We start from the raw sequence: 21,397 nt of genomic DNA, 5'->3' as shown, positions 1-21,397 counted from the left end.
TGGTTTTACTTGTGATTTTGCCAAGCTGCCGTTCTTCTCTTCACTTTCTTAAGCACAAGCTCGTACGCAAAACGAATCACAATATTCGTCAGCACAATCAGCATCGACATTGCAGCCGCGGCCGCAACATCACCAGCGTCTTCCATATTCACCAACGCCACCGCAGCCAAGTTCATATCAGCAGAACGCAGAAACACAACTGCTGAAACGGTCACCATCGAGTTGACAAAGAAGAACATCGCGATCTCCACAATGGATGGCAAGCACATCGGAACGGTGACTCTCAGAAATGTTTTGTAAAAGGGTACCCGCATCGATTCGGAAACAAGTTCGAATTCTTTATCTAACTTTTTGAGCGCTGTCGTCGCTGTGATGAACGGTACTGCATAGAAATGGGTGATATTCGCCAGCACAATAATCGCCATGGTTCCATATATCCAATTCAGAGGATTGGCAGGATCGTTGAAAAAGAAAATATAAGCTAGTCCAATAACCATACCCGGCAGTGCAAGCGGCAGAATGGATAAGAAATAACCAACTTGTCGCAGCCCTTTTAAGTACCTGGTTTTCTCAATCAAATAGGCAAAAACGAACGTCACGATCGTACCGACAATCGCTGTGAGGCCCGATACCTTTAAGCTGTTCCAAAAAGGGTCCAGACCTGAGCCGGCAACGGTCGAAAAATTATAATGCTTCATACTAAAGCTGATATTGTAAGGCCACACCTTGATAAGGGAAGCGAACAAAATCGTACACAGCGGGATCAGAATGGCGATCGTCATCATCCAGCAAAATACACGGTACAATCGGTCACGCCATTTCCCCTCTGGAATCTGATACGGCGTTGACTTCGAGGAAGTCATCGCGCGCTGCTTCCGATCCACGAACCGATCAACTGCAAATGCGATAAATGCCGGAATCGTTAGCAGAATGCCTACCGTTGCCCCCATCGACATGTTCTGCTGACCGATCACTTGCTTGTAAATATCGGTAGCCAGTACATTAAATTTGCCGCCAATCGCTTGTGGCGCACCGAAATCCGTAAAGCTTGCCGTAAAACAGACAAAAATTGCACTGATCAAACCGTATTTAACGGATGGCAAGGTAACACTCATAAAGGACTTGAACTTACTCGCGCCTAGGGACTCTGCAGCCTCATACAGCCGCTGATCCGTAATCGATAAAGCCGTGATAAAAATGAGAAATGCTTGCGGGAATAAGTAAATGACTTCCGAGATCACAATCCCGATAGGTCCATATATCGGAATACGCATTTCCGGGAGCAATCCGAAGAATCCGGTGCTAACTAGCCCCTGATTACCAAACAGGTAAGTTAAGGCTATCCCATGCATCATCGTTGGTTCGAAGAGCGGTAACAACGCGATGTAGTGTAGAAAGCTTTTACCACGAATCGCAGCTCTGCTAATCCCATACGCATAAAGGAATGCGAGTACGACAGCGATCGTTGTGGACAAGACCGATACCCACACTGTATTCGCCAGTGACCGTGCCAAGGCAGGCGTGGAGAAATAGGTAATAAAATTTTTCAAACCAATGAATTCCGCTTCTTTATTGAGAAATGCCTTGCTAAACAACAAGAGAAGTGGAATTAACGTACTGATGGAAAGGGTAACAACAAGCACAACGATCAGTAGGTTTTGTAAGGAAAACAGCTCGCTCCAATTGCGACGCGGAGTGGTATTCATGATGACGGCTTGCTTCTGCATTACAGATTCACCACAGCTTCCTCACTGAAATTAATTAGTTTCTCCTCTGGAAACTCGATCGTTACCTCCGCATGCTTAGTCAGTTTCAGATGCTGTGAAACATGCGCGGATACGTCAATCGTGAGCAGTTCCCAATCATGTTGACCGCCATGGTGACCAGCTGGTTGTAAGAGTAAGCGGTAGAAAGCGCCTCTGAATTCAATATGTTTCACGATAGCTGGAATCCCCTGCATCGACCCAGGAGCGGAGATACGAATATGTTCCGGCCTTACCGCGATTTTCGTTTGATTTTCACCCAAAAAGTTAATAGAACCGATAAAATCGGCTACAAATGGCGAGTTCGGTTCGTCATAGACTTGCTCTGGCGACCCGATCTGCATGACTTCGGCGTTCTTCATGACGACAATACGATCTGCCATCGTGAGGGCTTCTTCCTGATCATGCGTCACCATCACCGTCGTAATGCCCAGCTTCTCTTGCAGATCGCAGATTTGCTCGCGCAGCTTCACACGCACCTTCGCATCCAAAGCAGATAATGGCTCATCCAGAAGTAGGAAATCTGGCGAAAGTACAATCGCCCGAGCGAGGGCAATCCGCTGTTGCTGACCGCCAGACAATTGGGACGGATAACGATCGTGAATGTGCGTCAAATCTACAAGGGACAGCACTTCTCTGACTTTCTCGTCGATTTCTTTCTTCGAGAAATGTCTACCTTGCAGCCCATAGGCAACATTCTGATAAGCCGTCAGATTCGGAAACAACGCATAGGATTGAAACACCATGCCGAAGTTTCTTTTGGCTGGAGGAAGTGTCGTAATATCTTTGCCCCCGACCGTAATGCGGCCATGTGTTGGTTTCTCAAGACCTGCGATAATACGAAGTAGTGTCGTCTTTCCGCAGCCACTTGGGCCGAGCAAGCAAATGAATTCATTCTTTTGAATATCAATGTTAATCTCTTTCAACGCCGTGAAAGAGCCGAATGTCTTATGGATATTTTGTATGGACAGGTACGCTTGTGACATCATTGTCCTCCTCATTTCTGGATAACTTAAGTATAATTCGAAAGTGTCAACGCTTTGTTAAACGAAAGCATGTTTTGTGTAATTTGTTGGTTTACGTTGGTTTTCCACTCGCTTCACACCGTAAAACCAATTAATGCTTGCTGCAGCTCCGCGGCCATCCCATGAAGGCTCCGCGAAGACAGCGATATTTCTTCCATCATGGCGAGCTGTTCTTCATTCGCTGAAGCCGTATCCTGACTGGAAGAAGCCCCTTGGTTCGCCGCTGTCGTTATTTCCATCATAGAGGTCACAACGCGATCGCTTCGCTCTGTAACTTGGGCGATAGAAGTGCTAACCTCCCGCACTTTCAAGGAAACACTAGAAAAAGCAGTCTGAATACTCAGCAAAGCGTCTCCCACTTCATTGGAAGCTTGGACGCCATCATGGGTCAGCTTAACGCCCTGCTTCATCGTGACGTCAACATCCTCCGCTTTATTCCCAATCTCTCTGAGTAAAACAACAATCTGTTTCGCGGCATGATTCGTCTGCGACGACAGCTTACGCACTTCCTCGGCGACGACACTAAATCCTCTGCCTGCATCACCGGCCCGTGCTGCTTCAATTGCCGCATTCAGGGCAAGAAGATTGGTTTGTTCCGCAATGTCCGCGATAGCACTTGTGATTGTGTTGATTTGGTTGCAGCTTGCACGAAGCTCATCCACCACGTCTCCAGCGGAGGAAACCTTAGCGCAAATCAGTTCAATCCGCTCCTTCATTTCCTCCACCGAGCTCATGCCGCTCTGCGAGGATTGTGAAGCTGTATCCGCAAGCAGCGCCATCTGATGGCTGTTCACATGAATCGAACCAAGCTCTTGCTTCATGCCTTGCATCGTGTGCAAAGCCTCCGTTACACTTTCCACCTGCACTTGGATACCTTGGGAAAGCGTGTCAGTGGAGATCGCGATACTTTCGGCCGCAAGCTTGCTTTGCTCCGCATGTTGTGAGAATTGCTCCGCTTGTTGTGTAAGTTGCAAGGCACTCTGCTGCACATGCCCAATCAATGTCCGCAAACTTCCCGTCATGGATTGAAAGGAACGGTGCAGCATGCCGACTTCATCGTTCGCAACAGTTGCTTCGTGCAACGTGAGTTCGCCCGACTCTGCTTTAGCCATAAGAACCTGCATGAGGTGTAACGGTCTTACGATTAATGCTGATATCCATCGGCCAACGACATAGAAAACAGCAATAGCTACTAGAGAAGAAAGGATGAGAATCCAAATCAATCGCGTGTATAACTGGGTCCGTTCTGTATTCAAAGCGCTCGATGTTTCCAATCGGTCTTTCTGTAAGCTATCGATATAAGAGCTCATATCCTCCATAGTGCTTTTGATATGCATTTTGTAGTATGCGTACGCTTCTTTTTCTTGGCCAGACACCGATAAGCTCTTCACTTTATTCTGGTCCTCTTCGTACGTGAGCATGGATTCTTTCAACTTCGATATCCAAAGTTCATTCACAGGATCGTCCTGCACAGTAGCTTCGTATTGGGTCAAAAGTTGATGGGTACGCTCTCGTATTTTGCCAATTTCATTATCCAGTACCTCACGGTAATGTGGATCAGGACTTAGCGTATGCTCCAGCAGTCGATCATTCATCGTATGTACATTACTTTCCAATTTCGCAATCCATGTTGTCGGCAAATAATCGTCCTGGTACTGCTGGTCTGCCATTCGGTTCATATCCCGCAGAAAAAAATAGTTGGTAATCGTCAGTACGATGAGAAATAAGACCGCCAATACATTTAATAACAAAATTTTATTGCCTATTTTCATATGCCTGATCCAATTCATTCGTCACATCCTCCGATAAAAATAAAACAGCTGGCTGCAAAGCTCGATTCGCAGTCAGCCATTTTATTCTTTTCACCTCTATTTTTTCGGTTCGCTTTTGGCGTTGAAGCGCTTATCCCACTCAGCCAGCACACTTTCACGGTTTTTAGCCGCATCGTTCAAATCGTTTTTGATCAACTGCTTCACTGGATCAACGGAATAACCGTCTGGAATTTTCGTTGAATCCGTTTTGATTGCCAAAATCGCGTAGTTTTTGTTGTATTCTTTCATTACATCATCGGTAATTGCCCAATCCAGGAAGTCTTTCGCTACTTGCTTGATCGTTTTCTTTTTCATAAGCGCATTGGCTTCAACATCCCAACCAGAGCCTTCTTTTGGGAATACTACTTCAACAGGTGATCCGGTTTTCTTCTCTTGAATACCACGGTAACCGAACGAAATACCAATTGGATATTCGCCTGTACCTGCCGACTTGGCTGGTTTAGAACCAGAGAGCGTGTACATCGCAATGTTATCGTTCAGCTTGTTTAAGTAATCCCATGCTTGATCCTTGCCTTTCAGTTGAAGCAGACCAGATACGGTCAGGAAGCCTGTCCCTGAAGCAGAAGGATTCGGCATCGTGATGAGGCCTTTGTATTCCGGTTTAATTAAATCTTCATAGGATTGTGGAATCGCCAGCTTGCGCTTTTCCATTTCCACTTTATTCACGATAAAAGCTGTTTCCCAAGCATCAATCCCCACCCAGTGGGTTGTAGCATTTTTATCTTTGAAGTCAGGAAGGATCCGATCTACACCTTTTGGTGAGTAGGGCTCCAACATTGTGTTCTGATCCAGTACTAACAAGCTTGTTGCTGCAAGCCCCCATATAACATCTGCTTGCGGGCTATCCTTCTCTGCGAGCAGCTTGGCTGTTACGATACCCGTGGAATCACGAACAATATTCACTTTCACATCCGGATATTTGGCTTTAAAGGTGGTAAGGTACGTTTTGATTTGATCGTCTTCTAGTGCTGTGTACACAGTCAAATCTTTACTTGTTGTATCCACATTTGTTGCTGAGCTTGCACTTGACGCTGGACTTGCCGAAGCACCTGTTTTCACTGTGTCTGTACTAGTCGCCTTACCGCCGCATGCTGTTAAAAGAAATACAACGCTCATCACTGCTGCTGCACTTACGAAAGATTTTTTCATCGTTTCAAATTCCTCTCCCTTTGGCTTTCTATTAACCGGATGTGTTCATCCTGATACCTTTACTATAAAGCAGTTTTGTAAAAACAGTGTTAAATACAAGTTAAGATATTGTTTTTAATTTTATTTAGTTGTTTTTAAGTTGTTTTCCAAAACAATTGATTTTCTACCCCTTGCAGTAAACGGTGGATGTCTTCTAAATGAACGTCTCCAATATTACCTATACGGAAAGTTGGCGCCGCTGTAATTTTACCTGGATAGATGACGAACCCTTCTTGCTTCATCCGCGCGTAAAACTCATCAAAAGAAAACACAGCAGAATCCGGGAAAAGGAACGAGGTAATAATTGGCGATTGCCATTCGTCTGGCAGCAAGGTTTGGAAGCCGAGCTTTTTCATTCCCGCTACCAACGTTTGTTGATTACGTGTGAATCGTTCGAATCTGCGCAAGACGCCGCCTTCTTCTTCCAGCTCCTGCATCGCTTGATCAAAAGCGCGCACCGTATGCGTTGGAGAGGTGAAGCGCCATTTGCCATTGCCGTGCTCCATCGTTTCCCATTGGTCGTACAAGTCCAGTGAAAGCGAGCGCGCAAGCCCCTTGCACGTGTAGAGTGCTTCTTTGTTCGCAATAATAAAACCGAAACCAGGTACCCCTTGGATGCATTTGTTCGCGCTGCTGATGAGAAAATCAATGTCCAGTGCCTCAACGTCAACTGGCACGCCGCCAAAGCTGCTCATGGCATCGACAATGACAGTTTTGCCGTATTTCTTGGACACTTTCGCCACGTCTGCGATCGGGTTGATCATGCCTGTCGTCGTTTCAACATGAACGACGGCGACATGTGTAATCGAAGCATCGACTTTCAGGATCTCTTCGAGTTGCTTCACGTTGACTGGCTTCGTCTCACCCGAATCCAAAACAATCGCATAAATCCCCAGTACTTCAGCCATTTGCGCAATGCGCTTGCCATAAGCTCCATTCGTAAGTACCAGCAATTTGCCGCTAGGCGGGATGACGGACCCGATAACGGACTCTACACAGAATGTACCACTGCCCTGCATCAATACCGTCGTATAAGCATCCGTATGACTTGTCGCCATTTGCACCAGTCGGCTGCGAATCGATTGAACCAGTTCGTTGTAATCTTGATCCCACGTGCACCAGTCACGGAGCATGGCTGCTTTTACTTTTTTACTCGTAGATAGTGGACCTGGTGTTAAAAGTAGATACGGGTTATCGGGAAGTTGGTTCAAATTGACATTTAGTTTCATATTCATGGACGTTCTCCTCTTTCTATACGTTGATTGATTTGATCAATGACGGTATCCAATTCACCAATGGAATCAATGATATAATGTGCACCTTGTGCAAGGAATGTAGCTTTCACCAGCTCCATACGCTTCTGGAGAATGTCCGGCGCAGCTATCTGCACTTCCGCTTCACTCATGCCGAGTTCACTGCTGCCTTTCACCACACCAACCGTCCACACGCCTGCGTTAACGCCTTCCTGAATGTCACTTGTGGTATCTCCGACTTTCACCAAGTTGTGCATCGGGTACACATTCAAAGCCATCGCATTCTGGTAGATCATCCACGGGTAAGGACGTCCAGCTGGCACCTCGTTCGGCGTGACCAAATGGTCGGGTGCGTAACCACGTTTCGCAGCTTCCTTCGTAACAATCGCCATCATCTCAGCCGTGTAGCCTGTCGTTGATCCGAGACGAATGCCTCGTTCACGCAGGCGATTGGTCAAATCGATGGCGCCTGGGATCGGCTCGGCATATTCATGCACAATTGCGAGCAGCATCGGCTCGAAATCCGCATACAGCTCATCGATATCGTCTTCATTTGGAAGCCTTCCATAGCGCTCCTGCCATAGACCGACGACACGCTCTGTTTGTAAAATGGCGCGAATATGATCGCGTTTCAATAGGCCCATAGGCGCTCTTGCCTCTTCGATCGTGATGGCGATTTCTCGCTTGCGGAAAACCTCCATAAACACATTCAGCGGTGCAAAGCACCCGTAATCAACCATCGTCCCTGCCCAATCAAAAATAACAGCTTGTATCATCTATTTGCCTCCTTATGAAATCGATAGTGGATGTTCAACTTTTGCAAGACTGGCTTCTAAAATATCGAATGCTGCATGTAACTGCTCCGCGGTAATGATCAGTGGTGGTGAAAGAGTAAGTACATTTCCTTTGGATACTTTGAAATTAAGCCCATGCTCCAAGCAATCATACATAACTTGCTCGGCTTGACGAACGGCCGGTTCCTTCGTCACTCGATCTGTTACTAGCTCCACAGCAATGAGTAAGCCAATTTGGCGTATGTCACCAATGATCGTATATTGTTCCATCATGCCCTTCAAACGCTGCTTTGCGAGGTCAGCCATCACATTCGCGTGTGCCAATAAGTCATTTTCCTCGATGACTCGGATGGCCGCTAAGCCTGCTGCTGCTCCAACTGGCGACTTTTCGTGCGTATAATGGCCAATCGACATTTCCTGTGCCTTGTTCAATTCTTCCTTCACCAACAAGGCAGCCATCGGGAACACGCCGCCTCCCAAGCCTTTGCCTAGTACCATCATGTCGGGTTCAATGCCATAATGCTGATACGCAAACATGGTACCCGTTCGCCCAAGTCCTGTCGCTGTCTCATCTACAATGAGTAAGGCGCCATGTTTATCGCAGAGTTCGCGCAATCTGCGGTAGTACGAAATCGGCGGAATCTGTACATCCGTATTACGAATCGTCTCCACGACGACGGCCCCAATTTCACCGTCCTGCTCCAGCACATATTCAATGGGTTTCAAACAAAGGGAATGCCCCTCATCTTGACAACCAAACACACAGCGATAGGAGTTAAAAGGAATGACATGCTCCGCTCCAGGAAGTAATGGGCCCAGGCCTCTGCGGAATGCCCCTTCGCCACCTACGGATATAGCATCGAGCGATGCGCCGTGAAAAGCGCCCCACATGGAAAGCGTCTTATACTTCCCGGTTACGGCCCGCGCCAGCTTCAAAGCCATACCGATCGCTGACGTCGCGCCTGGTGCGAAAAGCACGCGGCTCAAGGAGCCGTTCGTTAATTCAACCAATTTATTCGCCAATTCAATGGCGGGAACATTCGTATATCTTCTGGTGCAGAAAGAGAGTTGATCTAACTGCTGCTTAACGGCTTCAATAACATCGGGATGGCCGAAACCAAGCTGATGCACATTGTTTCCGTGGAAATCCATGATTCTTCTTCCCTGAGCATCCTCTACGTAAATCCCTTCACAGGCAGTTAAGACGTTTAGACAAGGTGAAGACAATGTTTGGTGTAGGAAGACATCTTCATCCTCTTGCAGAATGAATCGCACGGCGTCATCGACTTGATCGTTCAACCATGCCCTACGGGCATCGGTCAAATTGATATCGCCTTCTGTCTTCATATAGGCTTTGTGCTCGTACATCGTAATCACCTCAGGTTGGATTTGGTTGTGCTTAGTTCTAATCATACGGGACATTTGTCAACTGACGGTTAAAACAATGTAAATTTTATGTTTTTTCGTTGTTTTAATTTTATTTAGTTGTTTTTTAGTGATAGAGATGGACTATTCCGCCTTATGCAACGAGATTTACCACAAAACTCAAATAAATATAAAAGTGCATCTTATCCAGTTTTCAGTTTTGTGTGCTCGAATCGGATTTGTACAGGCTTATAGCAATTTCCACTCGCTTGCGATCCCCTAGTTTTATTTGTGCAATGTAAACTCATCGTTAAGTTTTGTTAAATCATGTTGTTTAATGTTGTTTGTTGTTTATTTTAAGGATTTATCCATTGTAAAACCCTATATATTGCGTTATTATCAATTTAAATCTCAACAAAACAACATGTCAGATCCGTTTGCAGACAAGGAGGATTCACATCTATGCCTACGAAGAAAGCCCTTATTTTCGATTTAGATAACACCTTATTATGGGATGAGAGGAGCATTAATGAAGCGTTCCTGGCAACCTGCCAACGTGCAGCGAATCAATACGTTCTTGATCCCTCCGTACTTGAACAGGCCGTCCGCGAAGCTGCCCATGATCTTTTTAAATCTTTGGATTTATATGATTGGCTCCACATGATTGAGGTGACCGATTTGGAAGCATTATGGGGGAATTTCCAGCAAGGGGCGCATCCCAATTTTCGCATCATGCAAGAGTTCGCCCCCCTATATAGAAAGAATGTGTGGCATCGCGGACTGCAAGCCGTAGGTATTGAGAACTCTATACTCGCATCCGAGCTCGCAGAACAATTCATGCAAGAAAGAAGAAATCGTCCTTTCGTCTATGACGACACCTTCAAAGTACTGGAAACCTTACACAAAGAATATGCTTTGCTGTTAATGACTAATGGTGCACCTGGTATTCAACAGGAAAAAATAGATAGTATTCCTTCCCTTGCCAGTTATTTTGATCATATTATCATCTCTGGCACTTACGGTGTCGGCAAACCAAATCCTTCCATTTTCCAACATGCTCTGGATCTGCTCCGCATTCCTCCGAATGAAGCTGTCATGATCGGAGACACATTAGCAACAGATATTCTAGGCGCTCATAACGTCGGGATCACCAACATTTGGATTAACCGGCATCCAGAGCATGCACCCGCTCCTATTCGACCTTCCTATGAGGTTCGTAGTTTAACGGAGATTCCGCAGCTTTTACTTTCCATGCAAGTTTTGCAACAACCTAGTTAGTAGAATGATAGTTGCAATTTCGAACACCTATGTAAGATGAGAAAAGAGCCCTTCGGATTCGCTCCGAAAGGCTCTTTTCTCATCTTACATACATCTACTCGGCAAACAAGGCCTTTAGCCCTTTGGCGATTTCGTTCATGCAGTCCTCTGCCTGCGGGTACAGCCCGATCTTGTCCATAAAGGCATGATCAACACCGTTGTATCTGATCATCTTGGTGGGGACTCCAGCTCTAATTAATCTTCTGGCATAGGCTTCGCCTTCCAATCTCAGGTAATCATATTCAGCTTCAATAACAAGTGTTGCCGGCAAGCCGCTTACATCTTCCGCTAGCAGCGGAGACACATAAGGCTCTGTAACCGCCGTTTTACCTTGCAGGTAGATCTGCTCGAGCCCGCCAGATGACGCACCTAAAGCATGTATCATACCATGGATGAGTTCATGATGATGTTTAACGTTATAGGCTTCTAGCTCCCATTTGAAATCTTCGGTGGGAATCGCGTCCATATTAACAGTCGGGTATAGTAAAGCCTGGTATTTAATCATCCCCGTACCTTGATCCCGATCCATGATCGAACATACTGCGGCTAAATTACCGCCAGCACTATCGCCTGCGACCCCCATTTGTTGCGGGTTAACTTGGATTTCGGCGGCGTTATCGTATACCCATTTGACCGCATCAAAGCAATCGATTAGCCCAGCAGGGAAGGGATTCTCCGGCGCTAAGCGATAGTCAACGTTAATAACGACAGCGCCCGCTTTTTCCGCTAAAGATTTGCATGGGTTTTCTACACAATCTACAGAACCGCCGATGAACCCACCCCCATGAAAAAAAACAATAGCAGGCAGAGGGCCACTTGTATGCGGAGAATAAATACGGAGCGGAATCTCCCCGTTAGTACCTGCAATGGTTATATGTGTTGTTTCAATAGCTGTGACGGTGACATCTACATTCGGCCACCCCATCATCGCACGTAGTCTAGCGAGGTTTTCTGGTCCTTCTAAGCTGAAGTCCATCTTGGGGCCAGACGCCATTCTCTCCGCCATTTCCAGCGCAACTGTCAACACTCTAGGATCCAAATCACCCTCGACATCGGAATCCGGTACCCTTTTAATCACAATATCCAAGCCTTCATGATGCTCCACAACTGCCCGTTCTTCTGTCAAAGAAACCAATTTCTTATATACTTCACTCGTACTCATCATTTCGCACAACTCCCTTAAACTTTTTTGGATGTTAAAAAGCAGATCCGTATCCCAAGGCTAACTTGACTTCGCCTCATTTAATTCTTTCATGATTTGTGGATATTTCTGATCCAACTTGTAGAACCACAAGATGATCAACTGAACGACCGCTATGATCATTGGTAGATAGATGAAGAGAAATTGAATGGCATGCTGAACCGAAAGACTTACCGTGTCTTGCCCACCGACATATCCACCCCAGGCCAACACCCAACTAACTACGGCAGCTCCCAGACCACTCCCGGCTTTACCGCCAAAACTCCCTGCACTATACACAAGGCCTTCCGTCCGAACTCCTGTTTTCCACTCCCCATAATCGACGGTATCACCCATCATGGCGAAGACCGTTCCTATGACAGGTACTGTTCCGATGGCTTTCAGGACTGTGCCAGATAAGACAATACTTAAGTTTGAAGGGTCGATCATCATGACAAGTGAGCCCAAAATAACAATAACGGTTCCGAACAGTGCGGCATTCCTCTTCCCGTATCTCTTAATAATGGGTGCAACAAAGAATAATCCTGCCAACATAGGAACTAGAGCAGCTATACCCAGCGTTCCAACCAAAGCAGCATTATGAAGCACATGCTGCGCATAATACACGTTAACTGCGCTGGATGCAGCAGAGCCAATAAAGGTGACAAGTGCAAAAACAACCATTAAGCCCCAGTATTTGTTCCGGAATAACGCTTTAATAGCACGTTTAAGAGGAATGTCGTTTTGAACGACTGACGGCCTGACTCTTTCTTTCGTTGTCATAAATGTCAGTAAAAATAAGATCGAAGACATCACCCCAAAGATCGTAAAAGTTAGGGTCCACCCCATTTTTCCGCCGCCGAAAGCGCTTACCAGAGGCATTGTACACATGGTTACGACAATAGCTCCGGTGAGAGCCAAAATCATGCGAACAATGTTAAGAATAGACCGCTCGTAAGGTTCCTGCGTGATCAATGCATTCAACACGCCATAAGGGACATTGATTCCTGAATAAATGATATTCACTAACAAATACGTGATATAGGCGTAGATCAGAATGCCAGAGGGTCCGAGATCCGGCGCCGAGAATAGAAGGATGCCAGCAGCACCGAACGGTACAGCAAGGTAAAGCAGCCATGGACGGGCCTTCCCGTGTTTGCTTTTGGTTTTATCCACGAGGGCCCCAATGCCTATGTCAGCAAATCCGTCTATCAGACGGGCCACTAGCAACAATGTACCTACCGCGGCGGCTGATAGCCCTACAACATCCGTATAGAAAAAGGCTACGAAAGCTGAAGTCGCTGTCCAGATCAGGTTGCTCGCAAAATCCCCGAGGCCGTATCCTAGTTTTTCTTTGAATTTGATTTTGGTCATGGATGGGGTAGCTGCCACATTGTTTTCGGATTTCATTATCACACTCATGGTGCATTCTCCTCACTAGGGTCATCTGCAATACGTTCTCTGGGACTATCCCTTATCGCTAAGTCGTAAATCTTCACGCTGATGTAAGCGGTATCAACTTTATTTGAAATCTAACATCAGCACTCACCCTTGTATTACATAGTCATCGTTAACAACTCCTTGCTTGTATGCTGGTTAGCAAATCTGGATTGGTTAAGAGCTCTTATGTATGTATAATAATAGGCAATTGGTAGCGCTAACAATGCAATTGTTCCTCTATACGGAACAGTGCAAATTTATAACTAATCATCGATTCGGAGGTTGCCGATTCATCATGCCGAGTTCCAATCCGCAAATGCTTCAATCTGTTCAAAGCGCCTTGCGCCTATTAAAACTATTTACCGTACAAACGCCGGAAAGAAGGCTAACTGAGTTAGCCAACGAGTTAGGTCTTGGTAAAAGCACAACAAGCCGATTACTATCGACCCTATTAAGCGAAGGCTTTGTGTATCAAGACCCTGTCAACCATACATACAGGTTAGGCCAACGAATTGTATCCTTATATCAAGTTATGGTCACTACGTATTCCCATTTAGCAGATGCCGCAAGCCCCATTATCGAGCGTCTTGCTCGTGAAACCTCGGAGGCTCTACGCGTAGCTGTATTAGAAGAAAACGAAGTTTCCTATATTTTTCAAGTTGGCGGTGCCACAAAGGAAGAATTATCCTCTCCCGTCGGTGGTAGAAATCCGATCCATTGCACAAGCTCAGGCAAAATGCTTCTTGCTTTTCAGAAACCACTTGAACTGAATAAATGTTTGAAAGGCCCGCTTATTCCCTATACAGCCAAGACCATAACCGACCCATCTGAATTGAAAGCGCAGCTTAAACAAATTCGTGAGCACAATTATTGCGTCGTCATTGGCGAATTTATCGAAAACATCGTCTCCATCTCCTCTCCTATTCGCGATTCAACCGGGCAGGTCATTTCTGTTCTTACGTTAGTTGCTCCAACATCTCGAATGGACGAGAGCCGAATCAACTCGTATATCCCGAAAGTGGTCAAAACGGCGAGAGAGGTGTCGCGTCAGTTTGGTTATCTCAAATAGCGCGGAAAGGTTCACAAAAAAGATAAAGGCCCTCCCTGAGGGGAGAGCCTCTACCTCTATTTGCTAGATTGAAGCTGTTCTAGCAAGGATTTCAAATCTGGATTCATATTCAATGCACGCAGGATGATTGTCAGCGCTTCTGCTCGAGTGGAGAATGCATTAGGCGCAAACGTATTGGCATCACGACCTTCAACCAAACCGATAGATGCCGCCATTTGAATTTCAGAAGCATTCCATGAACCATTTATATCCTTGAACGAAGCTTCTTCATGCTTTTCAATCCCTTTTAAATCAATGATCCGGCCTAAAATCGCAATGATTTCTGCCCTCGAAATGGTACGATCGGGTTTGAACGTCCCATCTTCATAACCTTGAATAATTCCGTTAGAAACTAGCGCTGAAATTGCGTTGCTCGCCCAGTGATTAGTCACATCTTTTAATTGCCCAGCGGTGCCCGCGGCATCCATTGTAAACACTTTAGCAATAATCGAAGCAAATTCTGCACGCGTAATACTAGCGTCCGGTTTAAATGTACCATCTTCATAACCCGATAGGACACCTAATTTTACAAAAAGATCAATATTGGCTTGGCTCCAATGCTTGTTAACATCGGAGAATTCGGTGTGGACTGGGTTCGTTTTGGCTTGTTGAATTTTATCGTTCAAGAACGCTTCCAGTTTGTCTATGTTAACTACTGGCGTGAAAACAGCTGCGGTTGGCTCCTTAATAGGAGGCTGTGATGGTACATACCCATTGTTGCCTGTTGCTGTTGCTGCTGCTATTGTAACTGTAACAATATAGTCTAGCGATGTTGCATCTTCCGCATAGACCGAGTAAGTGACGGGATTCGTAAAGTTTTGCTCAGTAACACCACTTACTTGATCAAGTGTATCCACTTTTACTTTTGCCCCGATAAACGTAAAGCTAGGTACTAATGCCGTTACATTCGTCCCGTAAGGAACCGTCATAGCAACGGTATGATTACTTGCATTAACGACACCATTGATTTGCGGATTCGTAACACTGAACGTCGTAAGCTCCTTTGCAGGATTTAAGCCCACATGCAGAATCAATTGATACGGTTTACTTACGCTCTCCGAGTCTACTGCGTACACAGTAGGAGATAAACTTAAGTCATTCTCTGTCACGCCCGATTGCTGCACAACGCCATTAATAAGGACCTGATCCCCTGTTGTCAAAAAGTCAGCTTTGGTACTGCTTAAATTCGTTCCATAAGGTATATCCAAAGTAATGGTTCTATTGGCTTCATTAATTACCCCAGCAGCTTGAATCGGGTAGCTTAGGTTATAAGAAGTAATCTGGTTGCTCAATTCTACCGTTACCTCGTAGTTCTGTGTCAATCCGTTTTCTGCAAAAACGGTGTAGATAACGGGCTGTGTAAAGTCATTCATGGTTTGACCCGAAGTTTGAATCTCATTGCCAACTCTAACAACTTCGCTATTATCGCCCGTCGTAAACGTTGCAGTGCTTGGATTTCGTACAGATCCATTTGGCAACTCAACCGAGATCCGATGCGTAGCTTCATCTATAACGCCATCTACACCATCAAGACGAAATGCCGTTATTTCTTTGCTTGAACTCGCATTCTGCGGCGCTTTAGTTACGGTAACGGAGTAATCTTGATGCCCATTTGCTTCATCATAAACGCGATAAATAACAGGTGATGTAAAGTCATGTAACTCTTCTCCACTAACTTGTTGTTGGCCAAAAACTTCAACCCTCATACCTGTCGTGATAAAAGTAGGTACTAGTGCGCTTACGTTAGTACCGTAAGGAACCGTAAGTGAAATCGTGTGAAGGGTCTCATCGATAATGCCAATTGAGGTAAGTGAGGCCAATCCGAAATGTGTGACTTCTTTGTCAGTGCTTAGTACTCTTTGTATGTTTACTGTAACCAGATAGTCCCGCGTGCTGCCGTCTAGCGCAACAACCGTATAGATCACCGGGTGTGTAAAATCCTGGGTCGATGTGCCGCTAATTTGTACATCCTCACCCACTTTAACGACATCCCCGTCCGTTGCGAAAGAGGGTTTCAAGCTGGAGACATCTGTCCCTCGTGGAACCGTAAGAAATACAGCATATGCTTCGTCATCGATAAACCCCGTCGTTGCAGGATCGCTTAAACTAAAGCTAGATATGGACTTTAAGTTGCTCAGTCCCTCAATGACATTTACCTTGTACAATTGCTCAGAATTATCCTCTGCCACTACTTTTAACGTTACAGAACTCGAATAGTTCGTACGCGTACTATAGCTTGTATGATTTTCAATGTGCGCCCCTTCAGATACCGTAAATATTTCAAACATATTGGTAACGGCCGAGCGGAACGGCACGGTGACGTTAATCGTATGCGAACTCTCGTCGATTACGCCATATGTACCCTCTAATGAAAAGGACAGAATTGCCTTACTGGAACTGGGCGCTGTTGCGAACATCAGTTGTGGACATAGACTTAGCAGCAAAGTCATAACCATCCATATAGCTGCTACTCTTTTCGTTTTTCTTAACAAAACAATTTACCTCCATCTTCCTTATAATGTGCAAATCAACATCAATGATAGGTTGAGTTGCCACTAGAACTATAAATAATTCTACACGAATCGACAAAACCCTGTTTTTCACCACTAGTTAATTAAGGTAAAATTATGAAATAACCGCCGCCTCATGATGGATTACACAAAGAAGAGGCTATCTCTTAGGTCTTGTTAGACCTTGAGAGACAGCCTCGCAAATATTACAGAGACATAAAGTGTCAATTAAATACCCTAAACTCATATAGACTTGCCCATTCATTTGCAGCTAGCCCTGTTACTGTGATTCTCACATACCTGCCGCTTGCTGTGAAATTATCTGACTGCGTTTGTTGGGAAGTTGTATTCCCGGTTTGATTGGAAACAGTGGTCCAATTCACATTATCGTTTGATACCTCGATTTTGTATTTGTACACATTGTTATGTTCCCATACGACCTCAGTCCCCGTCAGGCTGGTAACACTTCCCAAATCTACTTTCAACCAATGATTCAGATTCCCATCATTCGCTGTCCAACGGGTATCCGTATTGCCATCATTTGCGTTTATTGCTAGGTTTCCTTTCGCTGTTTCTTCACTATCCGTGCTTATGGACTTACCCAGGGCTAGATTTGTTCGAAGCGGTTCAGCATTCACAGAGACATTGTCGTACTGCGCATAATTCCAGCCACTTCCCAGACCTACCATGCCATAAAGGAAGGTGTTGTCGGTCACGGAAGCAACTTGCTGTGAATCGATGTAGGCCTTGATGTTCGTATCATGAAAGCTAAGTTTTAAATTGTGCCATGTGTTCGCAGAGAATGGAACAACACCTGATGCCAATTGGATTTCGCTCGCAGCTGCAATATCAGGAGCGCCAATAACCAGCCTCCAATTTCCACTTTGATCAATAACTAATTTGTAACCCTTTAATTTATTATCCTGTGGAACGTTACGAATTTGGGTTCCTACTCTACCAATGATAGAAACGGTTCCCGTATTTTCTATTAATACATCGGAACTGTAATCATAATTCCGCCATGACAAATTCCCGAATTCTGTAAATGCACTATTGCTGATCGGTTCTCCCCATGCATTCCACTGCAGTAATGGTCCTGTAATGACTTGGCGCAACGCATTTCCAGTCCCTCCGAACTTACTGCTAACTTCAAACGCACCATGTTCATCTTGTGTATATCTAGGTGTAGTTCCGACGGCGTAGCTCTCGTAGTTTTCGCTGTAGGGATTAGGAAAAGCTGATGCCGCTGGGATCGCATGTGTGGCAACGCCTTTTTGTTGACCTGTCGTTGTTGTCAAAGAATAGATAGCATTCGGTTCTACTTGAATACTAAATATACCTCCGACGGGTGTTATATCACTTTGTTGCATGAATTGCTGTGTACTATTGGATTTCCAAACGTGAATGGTTCCCGTAGATAAACCACCAGTGAGATTAAATTTCAAAGTTTCAATTGCCCCACCCGTGACCATAATCATGCTATAATTCCCACTTGCATCCGGCTGTTTCATCGTTACGTACGAAGTATTGCCGATGCTTGTGCCAGTTCCACTGTCGATATACTTCCAACCTGGTTTTACGAACTGAGTCGTATGCGCTGCCGCCCATACTGCAGGCTGCACCTTATAATTGCCGGACCAAGGCGAATTGGCAATCAAGATTCCTGAACTTGGCCATGATAAGTTATCATAGTCCGAGTTGCTAAGATGCCAAACATTCGTCTCGGTTAATTTAGCCTTCACGTAGTTGTCATTCATTTCCCTAGCCAAATTATAAGATCCGTTCCAATCGCCAACACCCGTCCAGCCCTCGCTTTCCCAGATCGGAAGCCCTGAGTTTTGCGCATTCGCAGTGGATATCCCATTTACGTAATGATAGCCGATCACATCGACAGCATCTTTCAATGCCGTGTCCGTTACAATGCGATCCGCAAATGCCCAATCACTGCTTAAAATATCAGGTGCGATGATCTTCACTTGACTTAAACCGTTATTATCAAGCGTTGGTCTGAGAATATTAACGATATAATCCCTCGCTTGTTGTGAGGTTCCATTGAAGTTCTCGTTCTGACTCCCGCCTACATAATCAATATCTAAGCCCCATACAGACTTAGCACCTTTGATATAACTTACCAGATAGTCCGCATTGTTCTGTGACCACATACTACCTACCCACTGTGGAGCTCCCCATTCCAAAATACTAAGTACAATATTAGGGTTGCGTTTCTTGGCTTCACTCATCAGCCAGAGTTCATATCCCCGGTTCATATTAGGAGCAGAATTCTCAGCTAGTGTTCTCGCATGACTGGGTTCAGTGCCTGAAGTGGAATTCATGTCTCCCCCCACCTCAACCTTTAAATGCGTATAACTCGCACCAAAATTAGGCTTGAATAAATAATCAAGAATATCACTACGGTAGGGCTCAGGATAATCAATTAATAATCGGGTATTTCCACCGCCACCGCTCAGAACGCCTTCGCCGTCGAAAGTTCTTCCAAGAACACTCCCGTTTACGGTGATCGCATCTGTCGAAGATACATTAAAATCGTCACCCCAAGCCGAATTAGCACCTGCGGGTTTATATAAATATATCGTTGCAGAGGTATTGGCTGAGCCCGTTGTGAATGTGACGGTTCCAAGTGTATACGAGGTGCTTGAAATGCTCACCGATGCTTCCGCACCACCATAATTTTTCACACCGATTGATACAGGTTCAGAACTATTGGCCGTCTTCGCATAACCGGTCAACGTATACGTCGTATTCGGATTCAGGAAAATCTTTTGCTCCGTGGAGCCTGGGCCCCCACTCAACTGAAGCGCTTTGCTTCCGCTCCTAGCATTCGTGCTCACAACACTTGCGGTATTCCAATTCGTCCATGGTGATAATACACCTGATTCGAATCCTGGGTTAGATATTTTGTTAAGGCTTCCTGCAATCCCAGCCCCATTATAAGCTCCACGGTTTGGTGCAGCAGTCGACGAGACGGTGTTACCCCAGTAATCTTTCCCTCCGTTGTTGTTGATCAGAACGCCTGATCCTAATGCTGGCGAACCCTGGAGTAATTTATAACCATCGACCGTCGTTCTACCGTTCGTACCACTTCCTGGGTTGACAAACATCGCATCTGCTACCATTTTATGCGCTTCATTCGGCTCGCTTGTTGGATGATTCCCGAAATATAGGTTGTAATCTGATGTCATCCCACCTACTCCTGAACTGTAACCTCCACTGTCCAAATTATAAATAATGTTATTGTACATCCCCCAAGCGTGATTTCCTGCGTTTCCTTCTGTTGTTATAATATCCGTCCCTGTGCCACTTCCAACATAGAAATCATTATTATAAATTTGCAGATTTGTTGGGTTGCCACTCGCAAATACAAGGACACCCCTCTTGTCATTTTGGGAAATATTGTACCGAATCGTCGCTTGATCGTCCGTACCGACATCTGTTCCCATAAGCAGAAGAAAACCACCATCATTATCATGGCTATAGTTATTTTGAATAATCGTTCCCGTACACCCAAAATCCGTATCAAAGCCCGTGCCATCAAGCGTCGTGTGCCCGCCGTAGGCCTCATTATTTTGAATAATCGTATTATCAGCATTCCATGGCCAGATTCCCGCATTGTAACTTCCCGAACGCAAATTAAAGCCGTTTACCGTATTGTATTGTACAATGGCTCCCTGCGTTTCTTGAGGTACAATACCATCTCCCCCAATACCTTGCACATAGTTATTGGAGATAATAACGTTCGTGCTTGCATACCAGTTAGGAGTCGACGTACAACCAACACCAGATCTGCACCAAAATTCAGAAGCAAAACCGATTCCTGTTCGATCAACATCCGGACCCACGATATTGTTGTCAATCAGTACATCATTAAAATTCGATGCAACAGTTCCTCTTGAAACAAACAAGATGCCTGCACTTCCGTTGGTGTCCTTGGTGTTATCTCCCCAGACATCATGGATATTGTTGTTTTTAATATAAATATGGTTTAATGTCCCGATATCTTTGCTTACGATTTCAATTCCGCGACGATTAGAATTAACACCGTTATAGTTTTTGATTTCTAGATTTTGAATCTCCCAATATTGTTGATTATACAAATATAGCGTAGCTCCCGCTCCATTACCGTTAATAAGCGGTTTACTTCCTGTTCCATATTGATCAATCACAATTGGGCTGCCGCTTACACCAGAGCCTTTAGGAGACAATTGACCTGTCCAGCTATTCCCTGCTTTAAATAAGATTTTATCACCCGATGTAAACGTTGTTGCGTTGACCTTCGTTAATGTTTTCCAAGGTGTGCTAGTACTCGTTCCATTATTCGTATCTGCTCCAGCAGGATCCACATAATAGGTTTTATTCGCAGCATACGCCTTACCTTGAGCCATAAAACCCAACAAAATTAGAGTGAAAAAAACAAAGAAAAGCATTCTTCGATTAAAAACAATGGGTTGCATCGTCTTCATATCACGAACCCCCTATGTAATTGGAATGTGCAAGAATTGTCTATGTCCATCTTAATTCCTCCTTCTTAGCCTACCTGATAATAAAGCGTTTACATTTCATGTTAGAAAAATGGGCATCATCTGAGCCGCTGCCATTCTCCCTCT

13 protein-coding genes are annotated in these 21,397 nt (G+C 45.2%); 2 read left to right on the top strand and 11 right to left on the bottom strand.

The window, feature by feature from the left end; translation table 11 throughout:
- Positions 1-5: 5 nt before the first annotated feature.
- From A8709_RS10320 to pbfA, 7 genes are all read right to left on the bottom strand, one after another.
- Positions 6-1,706, bottom strand: coding sequence for a putative 2-aminoethylphosphonate ABC transporter permease subunit (locus tag A8709_RS10320; RefSeq protein ID WP_141692504.1), 1,701 nt, complete (start codon positions 1,704-1,706; stop codon positions 6-8).
- Between the two features lie 20 nt (positions 1,707-1,726).
- Complete coding sequence (locus tag A8709_RS10315; RefSeq protein ID WP_065852264.1) at positions 1,727-2,749, bottom strand: ATP-binding cassette domain-containing protein; 1,023 nt, start codon at positions 2,747-2,749, stop codon at positions 1,727-1,729.
- A gap of 113 nt (positions 2,750-2,862) precedes the next feature.
- Positions 2,863-4,578 carry a methyl-accepting chemotaxis protein gene (locus tag A8709_RS10310; protein ID WP_065852263.1) on the bottom strand — a complete coding sequence of 572 codons (1,716 nt, stop codon included), beginning with the start codon at positions 4,576-4,578 and terminating at the stop codon, positions 2,863-2,865.
- Positions 4,579-4,656: 78 nt separating this feature from the next.
- A complete protein-coding gene (locus tag A8709_RS10305; protein WP_065852262.1) occupies positions 4,657-5,769 on the bottom strand; it encodes a putative 2-aminoethylphosphonate ABC transporter substrate-binding protein in 1,113 nt (370 codons plus the stop codon).
- 134 nt (positions 5,770-5,903) lie between these two features.
- Complete coding sequence (gene phnW / locus A8709_RS10300) at positions 5,904-7,043, bottom strand: 2-aminoethylphosphonate--pyruvate transaminase (RefSeq protein ID WP_244163151.1); 1,140 nt, start codon at positions 7,041-7,043, stop codon at positions 5,904-5,906.
- The gene (gene phnX, locus A8709_RS10295; RefSeq protein ID WP_084224808.1) at positions 7,040-7,837 is read right to left on the bottom strand and encodes a phosphonoacetaldehyde hydrolase; all 798 of its coding nucleotides are present in this window, start codon (positions 7,835-7,837) and stop codon (positions 7,040-7,042) included. Before phnX ends, phnW begins: the two co-directional genes overlap by 4 nt.
- A 12-nt stretch (positions 7,838-7,849) precedes the next feature.
- Complete coding sequence (pbfA, locus tag A8709_RS10290) at positions 7,850-9,223, bottom strand: (R)-1-hydroxy-2-aminoethylphosphonate ammonia-lyase (protein WP_065852261.1); 1,374 nt, start codon at positions 9,221-9,223, stop codon at positions 7,850-7,852.
- Between the two features lie 459 nt (positions 9,224-9,682).
- On the opposite strand from pbfA, the gene A8709_RS10285 reads away from it, so the two are divergent.
- Positions 9,683-10,498 carry an HAD family hydrolase gene (locus tag A8709_RS10285; protein ID WP_065852260.1) on the top strand — a complete coding sequence of 272 codons (816 nt, stop codon included), beginning with the start codon at positions 9,683-9,685 and terminating at the stop codon, positions 10,496-10,498.
- 94 nt (positions 10,499-10,592) lie between these two features.
- Here the strand turns inward: A8709_RS10285 and A8709_RS10280 are convergent, their stop codons facing one another.
- Positions 10,593-11,699 carry an alpha/beta hydrolase gene (locus tag A8709_RS10280; protein WP_065852641.1) on the bottom strand — a complete coding sequence of 369 codons (1,107 nt, stop codon included), beginning with the start codon at positions 11,697-11,699 and terminating at the stop codon, positions 10,593-10,595.
- Between the two features lie 60 nt (positions 11,700-11,759).
- Complete coding sequence (locus A8709_RS10275) at positions 11,760-13,139, bottom strand: MFS transporter (RefSeq protein ID WP_244163150.1); 1,380 nt, start codon at positions 13,137-13,139, stop codon at positions 11,760-11,762.
- A 313-nt stretch (positions 13,140-13,452) separates the two neighbouring features.
- Between A8709_RS10275 and A8709_RS10270 the strand changes: the two genes are divergently transcribed.
- Positions 13,453-14,226, top strand: a complete 774-nt coding sequence (locus A8709_RS10270) for an IclR family transcriptional regulator (RefSeq protein WP_065852259.1) — start codon at positions 13,453-13,455, stop codon at positions 14,224-14,226.
- Between the two features lie 56 nt (positions 14,227-14,282).
- On the opposite strand, the gene A8709_RS10265 is transcribed toward A8709_RS10270, so the two are convergent.
- Positions 14,283-16,757: an S-layer homology domain-containing protein gene (locus tag A8709_RS10265; protein ID WP_065852258.1), complete on the bottom strand. Its 2,475-nt coding sequence runs from the start codon at positions 16,755-16,757 to the stop codon at positions 14,283-14,285.
- 242 nt (positions 16,758-16,999) lie between these two features.
- The gene (locus tag A8709_RS10260) at positions 17,000-21,253 is read right to left on the bottom strand and encodes a discoidin domain-containing protein (protein ID WP_065852257.1); all 4,254 of its coding nucleotides are present in this window, start codon (positions 21,251-21,253) and stop codon (positions 17,000-17,002) included.
- Positions 21,254-21,397 lie beyond the last annotated feature (144 nt).

It is taken from the genome of Paenibacillus pectinilyticus, assembly GCF_001700435.1.
In the GTDB taxonomy this organism is placed as follows: Bacteria; Bacillota; Bacilli; order Paenibacillales; family NBRC-103111; genus Paenibacillus_E; species Paenibacillus_E pectinilyticus.
This window is presented reverse-complemented; position numbering and strand designations above follow the sequence as displayed.

What these genes read in the sequence shown, in the direction of transcription:
- A8709_RS10280 (WP_065852641.1), bottom strand. Translation starts at nt 11,699, where the DNA reads ATGAGTACGAGTGAAGTATATAAGAAATTGGTTTCTTTGACAGAAGAA.
- A8709_RS10310 (WP_065852263.1), bottom strand. Translation starts at nt 4,578, where the DNA reads ATGAATTGGATCAGGCATATGAAAATAGGCAATAAAATTTTGTTATTA.
- A8709_RS10270 (WP_065852259.1), top strand. Translation starts at nt 13,453, where the DNA reads ATGCCGAGTTCCAATCCGCAAATGCTTCAATCTGTTCAAAGCGCCTTG.
- pbfA (WP_065852261.1), bottom strand. Translation starts at nt 9,223, where the DNA reads ATGTACGAGCACAAAGCCTATATGAAGACAGAAGGCGATATCAATTTG.
- A8709_RS10275 (WP_244163150.1), bottom strand. Translation starts at nt 13,139, where the DNA reads ATGAGTGTGATAATGAAATCCGAAAACAATGTGGCAGCTACCCCATCC.
- A8709_RS10315 (WP_065852264.1), bottom strand. Translation starts at nt 2,749, where the DNA reads ATGTCACAAGCGTACCTGTCCATACAAAATATCCATAAGACATTCGGC.
- A8709_RS10260 (WP_065852257.1), bottom strand. Translation starts at nt 21,253, where the DNA reads ATGAAGACGATGCAACCCATTGTTTTTAATCGAAGAATGCTTTTCTTT.
- A8709_RS10285 (WP_065852260.1), top strand. Translation starts at nt 9,683, where the DNA reads ATGCCTACGAAGAAAGCCCTTATTTTCGATTTAGATAACACCTTATTA.
- A8709_RS10305 (WP_065852262.1), bottom strand. Translation starts at nt 5,769, where the DNA reads ATGAAAAAATCTTTCGTAAGTGCAGCAGCAGTGATGAGCGTTGTATTT.
- phnW (WP_244163151.1), bottom strand. Translation starts at nt 7,043, where the DNA reads ATGAATATGAAACTAAATGTCAATTTGAACCAACTTCCCGATAACCCG.
- phnX (WP_084224808.1), bottom strand. Translation starts at nt 7,837, where the DNA reads ATGATACAAGCTGTTATTTTTGATTGGGCAGGGACGATGGTTGATTAC.
- A8709_RS10320 (WP_141692504.1), bottom strand. Translation starts at nt 1,706, where the DNA reads ATGAATACCACTCCGCGTCGCAATTGGAGCGAGCTGTTTTCCTTACAA.